General features: G+C 71.3%; 11 protein-coding genes. 7 read left to right on the top strand and 4 right to left on the bottom strand.

All coding sequences use genetic code 11. From position 1 onward, the window contains the following. From CLV40_RS05930 to CLV40_RS05910, 5 genes are all read left to right on the top strand, one after another. Positions 1-966 carry an AAA family ATPase gene (locus CLV40_RS05930; protein WP_104477699.1) on the top strand — a complete coding sequence of 322 codons (966 nt, stop codon included), beginning with the start codon at positions 1-3 and terminating at the stop codon, positions 964-966. A 5-nt stretch (positions 967-971) separates the two neighbouring features. Then, the gene (locus CLV40_RS05925) at positions 972-2,159 is read left to right on the top strand and encodes a DUF58 domain-containing protein (RefSeq protein ID WP_146107943.1); all 1,188 of its coding nucleotides are present in this window, start codon (positions 972-974) and stop codon (positions 2,157-2,159) included. Then, positions 2,156-4,411: a transglutaminase-like domain-containing protein gene (locus CLV40_RS05920; RefSeq protein WP_104477696.1), complete on the top strand. Its 2,256-nt coding sequence runs from the start codon at positions 2,156-2,158 to the stop codon at positions 4,409-4,411. The genes CLV40_RS05925 and CLV40_RS05920 overlap by 4 nt, the downstream gene beginning before the upstream one ends. A gap of 281 nt (positions 4,412-4,692) precedes the next feature. Next, positions 4,693-6,585, top strand: coding sequence for a hypothetical protein (locus CLV40_RS05915; protein ID WP_104477694.1), 1,893 nt, complete (start codon positions 4,693-4,695; stop codon positions 6,583-6,585). Beyond that, positions 6,582-6,920, top strand: coding sequence for a hypothetical protein (locus CLV40_RS05910; protein ID WP_104477692.1), 339 nt, complete (start codon positions 6,582-6,584; stop codon positions 6,918-6,920). Before CLV40_RS05915 ends, CLV40_RS05910 begins: the two co-directional genes overlap by 4 nt. Before the next feature lie 12 nt (positions 6,921-6,932). On the opposite strand, the gene CLV40_RS05905 is transcribed toward CLV40_RS05910, so the two are convergent. Beyond that, entirely contained in the window at positions 6,933-7,880 is a 948-nt protein-coding gene (locus CLV40_RS05905) for a methionyl-tRNA formyltransferase (protein ID WP_104477690.1), read from the bottom strand. A gap of 324 nt (positions 7,881-8,204) precedes the next feature. After that, on the bottom strand, positions 8,205-8,987 hold the full coding sequence (locus CLV40_RS05900) for a PIG-L family deacetylase (protein WP_104477688.1): 783 nt from the start codon (positions 8,985-8,987) through the stop codon (positions 8,205-8,207). Positions 8,988-9,218: 231 nt separating this feature from the next. Between CLV40_RS05900 and CLV40_RS05895 the strand changes: the two genes are divergently transcribed. Further along, entirely contained in the window at positions 9,219-9,761 is a 543-nt protein-coding gene (locus CLV40_RS05895) for a SigE family RNA polymerase sigma factor (RefSeq protein ID WP_281261645.1), read from the top strand. Next, on the top strand, positions 9,758-10,345 hold the full coding sequence (locus tag CLV40_RS05890; protein ID WP_104477686.1) for a hypothetical protein: 588 nt from the start codon (positions 9,758-9,760) through the stop codon (positions 10,343-10,345). Before CLV40_RS05895 ends, CLV40_RS05890 begins: the two co-directional genes overlap by 4 nt. A 77-nt stretch (positions 10,346-10,422) precedes the next feature. Here the strand turns inward: CLV40_RS05890 and CLV40_RS05885 are convergent, their stop codons facing one another. Together CLV40_RS05885 and CLV40_RS05880 are read right to left on the bottom strand one after the other, a co-directional pair. Then, positions 10,423-11,748, bottom strand: a complete 1,326-nt coding sequence (locus tag CLV40_RS05885) for a lysine N(6)-hydroxylase/L-ornithine N(5)-oxygenase family protein (RefSeq protein WP_104477850.1) — start codon at positions 11,746-11,748, stop codon at positions 10,423-10,425. 91 nt (positions 11,749-11,839) lie between these two features. Beyond that, a complete protein-coding gene (locus tag CLV40_RS05880) occupies positions 11,840-12,640 on the bottom strand; it encodes a hypothetical protein (RefSeq protein ID WP_181043343.1) in 801 nt (266 codons plus the stop codon). Between the last annotated feature and the right edge of the window lie 109 nt (positions 12,641-12,749).

The following is a 12,749-nucleotide window of genomic DNA, read 5'->3' as shown; positions in this document are numbered from 1 at the left end:
ATGACAGCCACACCGGAGCAGGCGCAGATGTTCGCGCAGACCTTCGACCGGTTGGTCGCCAACGTCAGCGTCGCGATCGTCGGCAAGGAGCACGTGGTCCGGCTCGCGCTGACCTGCCTGCTCTCCGAGGGGCACCTCCTGCTGGAGGACTACCCGGGGACCGGCAAGACGATGCTGGCCAAGGCGCTGGCGCGGTCGGTGCAGGGCACCAACTCGCGCATCCAGTTCACCCCGGACCTGCTGCCCTCCGACGTCACCGGTGTGACCATCTACGACCAGCGGCGCCAGGAGTTCGAGTTCCACCGCGGCCCGGTGTTCCACTCCATCGTGCTCGCCGACGAGATCAACCGGGCCTCGCCCAAGACCCAGTCGGCGCTGCTGGAGGTCATGGAGGAGGGGCGGGTCACCGTCGACGGCGTGTCCCACGAGGTGGGCAAGCCGTTCATGGTGATCGCCACGCAGAACCCGGTCGAGCAGGCGGGCACCTACCGGCTGCCGGAGGCGCAGCTGGACCGGTTCCTGATGAAGACCAGCATCGGCTACCCCGACCACACCGCGACCGTGGCGCTGCTGTCGGCGGCCTCGGTGCGCGACCGGTCGGCGGCGGTGCAGCCGGTGATCAGCTCGCAGGTCGTCTCGCAGCTCGCGGCCACCGCGGACCGCACGCACGTGGACGCGGCGGTGCTGTCCTACGTCACCCGGCTCGCCGAGGCGTCCCGCACGCACGAGCACGTGCGGCTCGGCGTGTCCGTGCGCGGCTGCCTGGCGTTCGTGCGCTGCGCCAAGACCTGGGCGATGACCAAGGGCCGCAACTTCGTCACCCCCGAGGACATCAAGGAGCTGGCGCTGCCGGTGCTCGGGCACCGCGTGCTGCTCAACGCGCAGGCGCAGTTCGACGGTGTGTCGGTGACCGACGTGGTGGAGAAGCTGCTCGCCGACGTGTCGCCGCCCGTCGCGCGGGGCTGACGCGGGTGGACGGGTTTCTGGAGGCACTGCGGTCGGTGACGCCGATGGGCATCACCGTCGCCGTCTGCTCGGTGCTGGCGTGGGTCGCCGGTGGCGTGGTCGGCTGGACCGAGCTGGTCGTGGCCGGTGTCGCGGGCGTGCTCGTGTTCGCCGTCAGCCTGTTCTGGGCGGTGGGCCGGGCGGCGCTGGCGGTGCGGTTCGGGCTGGAGAAGGAGCGCGTCGTCGTCGGCGCCGAGGCGGCGTGCGTGGTGGAGGTCGCCGGTCGGCGCACCACCGGCCGGATGCTGGCCATGGAGCTGGAACTGGCGGTCGACGACGAGGTGCACGTGGTGGAGGTGCCCGCGCTGGGCACCGGTCAGGTGCACCGCGAGCTGTTCCCGATCCCGACCGACAAGCGCGGCGTCATCGCGGTGGGCCCGGCGGTCACCGTGCGCGGCGACCCGCTGGGCGTGCTGCGCCGCGCGGTGTCGTGGGGGAGCGTGCAGGAGCTGTTCGTGCACCCGGTCACCGTGCCGCTCGGCCCGATCGGCGCGGGCATGCTCCGCGACCTCGAGGGCTACACCACCACCGACCTGTCCACCAGCGACCTGGCCTTCCACACCCTGCGCGAGTTCGCCCCCGGCGACGACCGCCGCCACATCCACTGGCGCTCGTCGGCCAAGCTGGCCACCGGCGGGCAGGGCGGCGCGCAGTTCCTGGTCCGCCAGTACCTCGACACCCGCCGCGCGCGGCTGGTCGTCGCGGTCGACGGCGACGTGTCCGCCTACCCGGACCCCGATGACTTCGAGACCGCGGTCTCGGTCGCGGCCTCGCTGGCGCTGCGCGCGGTGGAGGACGAGATCGACCTGACGCTGTTCGCCGCGGGCCAGGTCGTGCACGACGCCACCGCCCAGCGCGCGCTCGACGGCCTGGCCCGGGTCCGCCCGGTGACCATGGGCCTCGACGACCTGGCCACCCGCGCGGCGAGCCTGGCCCCGGACGCGACCGTCGTCGTCCTGGTGGCCGGTGGGTCGCGCTCCTACGCGGACCTGCTGCGCGCGTGCGGCCAGTTCCCGTCCGACATCCGCCGGGCCGCGATCACCGTGTCCGCCGAGGGCAAGGCCGGGATCACCGAGGGCCCCGGCCTGACCGTGGCCTCGGTGCGCGACCTGACCGACCTGCGGGCCGTGCTCGCTGGAGGACCGCTCGGATGAGCAAACGCCCCTTCCTCACCCGCGCCGACCTCGCGGACGCGCTGTGCCTGGCGCTGCTGTTCGCGGTGGCGCTGGCCGGGTTCACCACCAGCTACACCGGGTTGCCGTTCCTGTGGACGGGCCTGGCCGGGTTGGGCATCGGGCTGTTCGTGGCCCACCTGTGCAACTACTGGCGCTGGCCGGTCATCACGGTCGCGGCGCTGACGGTTGTCGCGTACTTCCTGTTCGGTGGCGCGCTGGTGATGCGCGACCAGGCCATCGCGGGGGTCGTGCCGGACCTGGACACCGCGAAAGCACTCGTTCGGTCCAGTGTGGACAGTTGGAAGCAGCTGCTGACCACGCTGCCGCCGGTCGAGGCCAGCGGTCCGCTGCTGGCGATCCCGTACATCCTGGGCCTGGTCTGCGGCGCGGGCGGTTTCGCCTTGGCGCGCCGGGTGAAGGTCAGCGCGGCGCCGGTCATCGTGCCCGGGGTGGTGCTCGTCGCGGTGGCGCTGCTGGGCACGTCGAAGCCGGACTGGCCGGAGATCCAGGGCGGCGCCTTCGCCCTGGTGGCCTTGATCTGGACGTCCGTGCGCGCGCGCCGTCGTCGCCGCCCGCTGCGGGACGGGGCGCGTCGCGCGACCCGCGCGGTGACGGGTGCGGCGCTGGTCGGTCTGGTGGGGGCGGTCGCGGTGGTCGCGGTGCCGTTCCTGCCGGGGGTTGCGGGGCACCGGACGGTGTTGCGGGACTACGTGACGCCGCCGTTCGACATCCGGGAGTACGCCAGCCCGCTGGTGGGGTTCCGCAAGTACACCAAGAACGCCAAGCAGTTGTGGGACCAGGAACTGTTCACCGTCACCGGTCTCCCCGAGGGTTCCCTGGTCCGCATCGCCACCCTCGACGACTACTCCGGCACCGTCTGGGGCGCGGCCTCGGGCGAGTCCGCCGAACCGGGCACCGCCCGCCAGGGCTTCCAGCGCGTCGGGTCCCGCATCCCCGCGGTCGGTGACGGGCGGACGGCGACCGTGCGGGTCACCATCGGCGAGGCCTACGCGTCGGCGGTCGACGTCAACGCGTGGCTGCCGACACCGGGGTCGCCGACGGCCGTCCGCTTCACCGGCGTGACGGCGGGTACGCACTCGGACAGCTTCCGGTACAACCTGTCGACCACGTCGGGCATCGTCGCGGACCGGTTGAAGACCGGCGACACGTACACGGTCGAGACCGTTGTGGACACCGTCGAGGTCCCGGACGATCCGCAGCCCTACGGCCGCCCCGGGCTCCCGTCGTCGGCGTACACGTTCGTCGCGGCCAAGGCGGGGACGTGGTCGGGCAAGGAAAGCAACCTCGGCACGAAGCTGAAGGCCGTCGCCGCGTACCTGAAGAACAACGGCGCCTACAGCGACGGCGGCCCGGGCGAGACGGAGTACCTCCCCGGCCACAGCGTCGGCCGGTTGACCAACTTCCTGAACGCCCAGAAGCCCGTCGGCGACGACGAGCAGTACGCGTCGGTCTTCGCCCTGATCGCGAATCAGCTGGGCATGCCAGCCCGCGTGGTCCTGGGTGCCCGCCCGGGCCCGGATGGTGTGGTGAAGGGCGAGAACGTCCAGGCCTGGGTGGAAGTCCACCTCACCGACGGCCGGTGGGCGCAGATCATGAACACCGAGTTCATGCCCGACCGGAGCAAGAAGCCGGACCGAATCCCCCCGCAGCAGTACGAGAACACGGACGCCTCGGTCGTCCCCCCACCCAACACCGTCCACCCCCCGAGCTCCCTGACCGACTCCAGCCGCGTGGACCCGAACGTCGGCCGGTCGCCGTCGGTCAAGGGTGAGGACACGTGGGAGATCCCGGGCTGGCTGTCCACGGTGCTGGCGTGGGCAGGTCCCCCGATCCTGCTGATCGCCCTGATCTGCACGGTCATCATCGGCGGCAAAGCGATCCGCCGCAGCCGCCGCCGCAGGAACGGCGCCCCCGCCGCCCGGGTGGCGTCGGGGTGGCAGGAGGTCATCGACCGGGCCCGAGACCTGGGCACTGCGGTCCCGGCGGGTCTGACCCGCCCGGAGCAGGCCACCGTGCTGGGCAGCAACGCCCTACCGGTAGCCCGCGCCGCCGACGCGACGGTCTTCGGCCCCGCAGACCCAACGGACGCCACGGCCGCCACCTACTGGAAGTCGGTGGACGACCTGCGCAAGAAACTCGGCGCGGACGTCTCCCGCCTCCGCCGCCTCCGCGCGGCCCTGAGCCTGCGAACCCTCCGCTCCCAGACGTGAGAAGGGGCCCCACCCGATGGGTGGGGCCCTCCGGCAGCAATGCGGTCGAAACCGAATGATCGGCCATGGGGATTTGCCGCTCGAACCTTCGCTCAAATGTGGAGATTCGCGGCCCGGCGGCCTGGCTTGCATTGTGCGCGAAGCGGTCAAATGGAGTGGCGCAGATCCGGTGATCGACCCGCAGCTTGGTGAGTCTTACTCGCCTTCGCTCCTAGCTTTGCCCGCTCGGCAAATGGGTGACCCCTGTTGACCGCCCCCACCCCCACCCCTAGCTTCGCCCTGTGGGGCGACTCGTCATCAGGGGCTTCGGATTTGTCCTGGTCTACGAACTCGTGCTGGGCAACACCGCTGTTTGGGGCGCCGACCTCCCCAAGTGGATCCGGTTCGCGCTGCCCCCGGTCTGGGACCTCGACGGCATCTGGCTCATCTCCCCGCTCCTCTTCCTCCTCTCCGTCCTAGCCGCCGTAGTCCTGGTAGACCGCTACGCGCCCGGCACCGAAGCCCGCAGAGCCTGCTGGCTCGCCGTGGCGATCGGACTGGGTGCGGCGGCGGGTCACACACTCTGGTTGATCTGCTTCGACACTTTCATCGGCGACCTGAGACTCGAAGAAGGCGAATCCGACTTCGCCTACGCCCTGATCTCCTCAATCACCTCCAGCGCCCTATTCGGCATCACCCTGGGCGCACTCGCCGCTGGTTTCGTCTATTTCACAAGAAACGCCCAACGACCAATCAAGAAGCACACCCACCACAAGGGGGCGGGCCCAGTGGCCGACCTGGACAGCTGGCCCCACGGCCCCACCGAGGCGACCAGGCTCCTGTGCGGCGCCGTCTACTGGGAGCCCTGGTTCGCCGACCGCGTCGTGCGGAACCTGCTCTCTTCCCGCGTTCGTGCCGTCGCGACCTCTCCTGGGGTTTCCACGACGCTCGTCCTCCGGCACGCCCTCACGGTCTACCGCCTGCGGATGGACCTCGAGGTCCGGTTGCTCCTCGCCTTCATCGCCACCGTCCTCCTGGTCATCATCAGCTGGTGGCTGCTCATCGCCGGTCTCCTCGGTGGCGCCGCCCTCCTCACCCACCACTGGTACACCCTGCGCCGTCGGGTGCACGAGCTGTTCGACCCGGAGGAGTTCGCCGTCGGTGCCGGGGAACCCGATCCGCCGCCCGCGTGGACGGCTCAGCGGTTCCGGGAGGTCGAGGCGGCCGAGCGCGGCAACGTCACCGTGTTCAGCGGGTTCCGCCCGTTCGTCGGGTACGGGGCAGCGGAGGCGGGTTGGTCCTTCTCCCTGCCCATCCGGCCGTCGCGCGATCACGTGGCGAAGCGGGACTTCCGCCCCTTCGCGGCCGACGAACTCACCACCCGAGTCCGCCACCGCCTATCCGCGATCGGCGACCCCGACGGCATCGGCGATCCCTTGACCGTCGCGGTGGAGGAACGCGTCTTCGTCGACGGAACCTCCCTCGACGAGCGCTTCCTCCCCGACCGCACCCACGTCCCCGACACCTCCCTGGACCACGACCTGGTGGACGAGATCGTCGCCGACCCCGGTGACGCCGCCCGCTGCTACCTCGTCGCGCACGTCCCCTCGTGGGGTGGCCTGGTCGTCGCCAGCACGTTCCTCCGCTTCTCCACCAACGGCCACATGCTGCACGCCGAGTGCGAGCGCGCCGTCCTCCGGCCGATCGGCTCGAACCTGCGCATCGACGAGCACGGCGTGGAGGTCGTGAAACCCCACGAGTTCGTCGACAAGTTCCTCGGCTCCATCGGCACGGCCATCGGCAGGCTGCCCGCGGCGCCGTTCGCGCTCGTCCGCTACGCCTTGCTCGGCCGCGTCCTGGGCAAACAGGCCGCCCGCGAACAGGACCAAGCACTCGACGACCAGCTGTTCGACTACGGCACCGCCTTCTCGGTCCGGGAATCCGCCGCGGGGGGCAACTTCTACAACCAGTTCCAGCGCCGGGACGCCGAGAAGGGCGTCAAACTGGTGGAGCAGCACGTGTTGGAGGCGGTCATCGAGTTCCTGGAGGAGCGCGGCGTGGACACCGCCGAGCTGCGCAGCAGGCAGACCACGATCCTCAACCAGGGCGTCATCCAGACCGGCGGCACCAGCAACGTCGGCGCGCTCGCCGTCGGCGACCAGGCGCAGGCCAGCAGCACCGCGGAGGCGAGATGAGCGAGAACCCCAGCGTCAACAAGGGATTCCAGGTGTTCGGCGGCACGGTCAACACCGGACCGGTGGCCATCGGCGACAACGCGCAGGTCCACACGGGACAGAGCCCGGTCGAGTTGGTCGACGCCATCCGCAGGCTGCTCGCCGCGCGCGACGACCTCCCGCCCGAGGCCGCCGAGGTGACCGAAGAGGTCGCCGACGAGCTCGGGCAGGAGACCGTCGACAAAGGACGGTTGGCGCGGCTGCTCGACACGCTGGTCAAGCTCGTCGCGCCGGTCGAGCCGGTGGCCACCGCCGTGAGCGACCTGTCGAACGCGGTGGCGGCCATCAGCTCCTAGTGCCTCGGGGCACTACGGCCTGCTGGTCAGGTACCCGCCCATGTGCTTGAAGTACTCGTGCGCGGGCAGCTCCGCGCCGTCCGCCGTGCGCACCCGGGTCACCAGCAGCGCGTGGTTGCGCCCGCGCCGCGACTCCGGGCCCGACACGATCGCCACGCCGTCGCCCTCGCGGTAGAAGATCCGGCCGTTGGTGCCGCCGTACTTCGCCGCCGAGACCCGCGCCTCGACGATCTCCAGCCGCTTGCCGCGGTGGAAGCAGTACGCGCTCGGGTACGGGGCGGACTGCGCGCGCACCAGCCGGTCCAGCTCGTCGGCCGACCAGGTCCAGTCGATGCGCAGGTCCTCCGCGGCGCGCTTGTGGAAGAAGCTCGCCTTGGACCGGTCCTGCTTGGTGAACTCCGTGCGCCCCGACGCGATCTCGGCCAGGCCGTCGACGGTGATCGGGCCGAACAGCGCCAGCGTCTTGGCGAACAGGTCGGCCGAGGTGTCGCGCGGGCCGACCGGCACCGCGCGCTGGATGACGATGTCGCCCGCGTCCAGCACGTCGTCCATCATGTGCGCGGTCACGCCGACCTCGGGCTCGTTGTTGATCAGCGCCCAGATCAGCGGGGAGAACCCGGCGTAGGCGGGCAGCAGCGAGTCGTGCACGTTGAGCGTGCCGCGCTTGGGCAGGGTGAAGATCCGCGGCGGGATCCACGTGCGCCAGTTGGTGGCCACGATGACGTCCGGGTCGATCGCGCGCAGCCGGTCGAACAGCTCGTCGTCGTCCGGCCGCTCGCGCACGATGACCTCGACGCCGTGCTCTGCGGCCAGGTCGGCGACCGAGTCGCTCCACACCTTCTCGTAGACGCCCTCGCCCGGTGGGTGCGTGACGACCGCGACCACCTCGTGCTCGGAGTCCAGCAGCGCCTGCAGGGTGCGGTGCCCCCAGGTCTGAAAACCGAACATCACGACCCGCATGCGGTCCCTCCCGGAAGTCTCGCCGTAGTTAGCCTCGCCTTGCTTAGGCTAGCCTCATCGGTCACCCGAAATGACCCACTGTTCGCCGGACCACACGCGCCCGGGTTATTGCGCCTGTGGACAGGTGTGGACCGACGCGTTGTCAAGCCGCCATCAGAAGTGGATCTATGCACAGGGCTGTCCCCAGCCTGGGGAAAACTCGGCGATCGAGGGGATTCGCCCGCGGTTCCCACCTGACGTGGTCGAACACCGGGTGAACGCGGGCGGTGCGCGCCGCGAACGGCCCCGGAGCACTCGGCTCCGGGGCCGTTTTCCGGCAACCGGCTACAGCCCGGCCATGATGTCGGTCTCGGTGATCCCCGGACCCTGGCCCGCGCGGATGAACCACTCGGTGCCGAACGAGCCCGCGAACGCCTCGTCCGGGATGGCCAGGAAGAAGCTGTCCTCGCTGATCTGGCTGGCGTGCGCGCGCATGGCGGCGCGCTTGGCGGACAGGTACGCCCGCACGTCGACCCGGCCGGTCAGCTCGGCCTCGGGCTTGCCGATCTCGAAGTCCTCCGGCGGGCCGAAGGTCTCGTCGCCCGCCGCCCTGGCCCGCTCGATGCCGCGCTTGATCTCGTCGCGGTTGGCGGTGGCCTGGTAGACGCGCGGCGTGCCCGCGATCTCGGCGGCGCGCAGGCCCACCCGGTGGACCTGGATGTGGTCGGGGTGGCCGTAGCCGCCGTTGTCGTCGTAGACGGTGAGCACGTCCGCGGACTCCTCGACCAGGATCGCCGCGAGCCGGGACGCCGCCTCCTCCACCGAGGCGGTCCAGAAGGTGCCGGGCGCGTCGTTGGTCGGCTCGCCCATCATCCCGGAGTCGGTGTAGCCCAGGAACTCCACGCGGGACGCGCCGAGGATCTCCGCCGCCTTGTGCGTCTCGTCGACGCGCCGCTCGGTCAGGGTCTCGCCCGGGGCGAGGAAGCCGTCCTCCACCTCGCCGAGCTCGCCGCGGGTCGCCACGACGAGCACGACCCGGTGCCCCTCGTCGGCGGCCTTGCGCATCACGCCACCGCAGTTGATGCACTCGTCATCGGGGTGGGCGTGGAAGGTGACCAGTGTTGCCATAGCCCCAACGTACTAACCCGCACCGACAGGTCGCCCGGTGTGACCGGGCGGTTCGCGGAGGACGAACAGCACCGGGACTTGTGTAACGGTGAGATAACGAGGGCAACTGGTGGCCGCGACCGAGCGTGCTCCTGGTGTCAGCGGCCCACACCGGGCCGTAGGGGATCAAGGAGAGCGGATGTCTTTGCACCGAACCGGTTTCCCCGCCCGGGCGAAGCTCGGGGGACGGAGGTGACCGCGCTCGCCGACCAGGGCATCGGGGGAACGGCGGCCACCGGCGACCTGGCCGACTTCGCGGAGTTCGTCGGCACCGCGATGCCCGGGCTGCTGCGCTACGGGTACGCGCTGACCGGCAACCCGCACGACGCGGCCGACCTGGTCCAAGGGGTGCTGGAGAAGGTCGGCGCGCGGTGGGCGTCGGTGCTGCGCAAGGACGGCGACCCGATGGCGTACGCGCGGCGGGCGATGGCCAACGCGCACGTCAGCCGGTGGCGGCGGACCCGGCGGGAGAACCTGGTGTCCGAGGTGCCCGACACGGTCGCCGCGGGCGCGCGCGACGCGTTCGAGAACGAACCGCTGTGGCAGGCGCTGCGCACACTCCCGCCGCGCCAGCGGGCGGTGATCGTCCTGCGCTACTACGACGGGCTGTCCGAAGTGGAGATCGCGCGGGCGCTGAAGGTCACCGCGGGCACGGTCAAGAGTCAGACGAGCAAGGCCATGGCGACGCTGCGCGGCGTGCTGGCGACGACCTGGGAAGGCGAGGGCACGGCATGAACTCCGAGGACTTCGACAAGGTGGACGCGCGGCTGCGGCGGCTCTTCGCCGACGACCGGCTCGACGTGCCGGTGCGCCCCGGCGCGACCGAGGCCGTCGTGCTCGGCGCCCGCCGGACGCGCAAGCGTCGGATGACCGTCGCGGCGAGTGGCGGTGCGACCGTGGTCGCGCTGCTCGTCGTGGGTGGCGTGCTGCTCAACGGGATCGGCGCGGCCACACCGGTCACCCCCGCCGACGGCGGCTCGCCCCCGCTGGTCACCACGACGGAGCTCACAACCCCAGGTCCGCAGCCGACGGTGACCGAGCCGCCAGGGCCCGAGACGAGTCCCCGGACGACGGTGACCGAACCGCCCACGACGGTGACGGGTCCCCGGGCGACGGTGACCGAACCGCCCACGACGGTGACGGGTCCCCGGGCGACGGTGACCGAACCGCCCACGACGGTGACGGGTCCCCGGGCGACGGTGACCGAACCGCCCACGACGGTGACGGGTCCCCGGGCGACGGTGACCGAACCGCCCACGACGGTGACGGGTCCCCGGGCGACGGTGACCGAACCGCCGGTCACGGCGACCCGGCCTTAGCAACTGGCGTGCAGCCCGGCGGGAAGTGAACGCGGAGGGGACGGACCAGTGGTTCGTCCCCTCCGCGCGTCCGGGGGCTACGCCGTGATGCCCTGGACCGCGGGCGCGGCGGACGAGGTCTCGACGGCCGCCGGGGCGGGCTCGGGAGAGCCGTTGACCACCGAGTCCAGGATCTCGCCGACGCGCACGGCCGTGGTCGACAGCAGGGTCGCGGTCAGGCCGTGGCTGTGCTCGGAGCCCTGCACGTAGATGCCCGCGCGCACCCCCGGCACCGTGCGCAGCCGGTAGTCCCGGTCCACGACCGGGCGGCCGTCCGCGTCCTGCTCGCACACCGACGCGGCCCGGCCGAGCAGGCCGAACACGTCGGCGGGCAGGAAGCCGGTGGCGTAGACGACCGCGTCGCACTCCAGCGTCTCGGTCTCCCCGGTCGGCAGGAACTGGATGGTCACGTACACCGCCTCGTCGGTCTCGCGCGCGTAGGTGACCCGGGAGGCGTTGCGGATGTCCAGGCGCTTGCGGCCGGTGACCTTCTCGCGGTACTCGCGGCGGTACAGGTCCTCGATGAGGTCCATGTCCACCACGGAGTAGTTGGTGTTGCGGTGGTAGTCCAGCAGCAGCCGCTTGACGTCCTCGGACGCGCCGTGGAAGTGGTCGACCGCGCGCGGGTCGAAGATCCGGTTGGCGAACGGGCTGTCGTCCGCGGGCGCGTAGCCGTAGCGGGAGAACACCGCGCAGACCTGCGCGCGCGGCAAGGCCGTGTGCAGCTCGGCGACGGTCTCCGCGCCGCTCTGCCCGGAGCCGACGACCAGCACCCGGTGCGGGTCGGACTTGGCCAGCGCGCCGACGCGGTGCATGAGCTCGATGTTGTGCCAGACCCGGTCGGTGGTGACCGCGTCCTCGGGCAGCTTCGGCCGCAGCCCGGTCGCGATGACGATGTTGCGCGCGCGGACCGAGGTCACCGCTTCGTCGGGCGCCTCGGGGTCGCGGTAGAGCACGTCGAAGAACTCGGTCTCGCCGTCGACCTCGACCGGGCGCACGGCGACGACCTCCGCGCCGTAGCGGACCTGGTCGGACACCCGCGCCGCGGCCCACTCGAAGTAGTCGTGGAACTCGGTGCGCAGCGGGAACATCGTCTTGTGGTTGATGAACTCGGCCAGCCGGTCGCGGTCGCGCAGGTAGCACAGGAAGCTGAAGTCGCTGGCCGGGTCGCGCATGGTGACCAGGTCCTTGAGGAAGGACACCTGCATGGTCGCGTCGTCGATGAGCATGCCGCGGTGCCAGCCGAACGCGGCCTGGCGTTCCAGGAAGACCGCGCGCACGGGTGCGTCGGGGGTGCGCTCGTTGTGCTCGCGCACGGCGATCGCGAGCGCCAGGTTGGACGGTCCGAAGCCGATCCCGACCATGTCGTGCACCTCGTGCGGCAGAACCTCGCTGGTCACTCGCGGTCCCTTCGTCGATCGGCCAAAACCAGGTAAGGCTAACCTAAATAGCGACTCATGGGGAGTTCATGGGCGACGGCCGGACGTGGCCGGCATCTCCTCCGAACACCCGGCGCAGGGCGTCGGCGAGGGTTTCGACGGTGTCCGCGCCGACCACCGCGGGGTCCCCGGTGATGATCAGTCTGGCGTCGGCCGAACTGGGCCTGACCAGGGCGAACCGGACCAGTGAAGTCCACTCGGGAGCGGTCGCGCCGGTGGCGTCCCCGGCGCCCGGGGCGGCGTACGCCCGTGTTCCCACTTGGCGTCGACCGGTGGTGAGAATTGGGTGCGCGGAAGCCAGTCCGGCAAGCGCTTGTCGGACCGCTCGATCGTTCGTGTCGCCCGGGACGGCGATGACCACCTCCACGTCCCGGGGCGCGTCTGTCGGCAACGGGAGAACTCGGCGCGCTTCCGCCGCCAAGCCCGCGAGGGCGGCGCACCAGGTCCGGGCGAGGTCGGCGACCGCGCGTTCGGCGAACGACGCGGCGCACCACGTCCAGGTCGCGGTGACCAGACCGTCCTCGATCTCGGCGCGCACGTCGATGGCGTGCGTTTGGCCGGCGGGTGCTCGGAAGGCGAAGCCGACGGTCCCGGCCGCGGGTGCCGCGGCGAGCCTGCCGACCGTGTCCGACAGCCCGCCGGGCCCGGGCACCGACAACGCGGCGCCGTGTCGCGGACCCCACGCGGCGACCGCGACGACCAGCGCGGAACGCAGGAGGTCGGCGGTGTCGGTGGCGTACAGCGCGGGCGCCGCGCCGAGCAAGGCCGCGGTGTCGCCCGGGTCGAGCGCGCACCGCAGCTGCGGACGGGTGAGCACGGGTGGACCGACAAGAGTCTCCACTGTGGACGGATTCGCCTCCTCGTCGACCGGTACCCCGATAGTAAGTTAGGCGACCCTTACCTATCAAGTGGCGTGCGTCCCCAAC

This window comes from Actinokineospora auranticolor (genome assembly GCF_002934265.1).
In the GTDB taxonomy this organism is placed as follows: domain Bacteria; phylum Actinomycetota; class Actinomycetes; order Mycobacteriales; family Pseudonocardiaceae; genus Actinokineospora; species Actinokineospora auranticolor.
The sequence above is the reverse complement of the archived record's forward strand: the minus strand, read 5'-3'. Positions and strand labels throughout refer to the sequence as shown.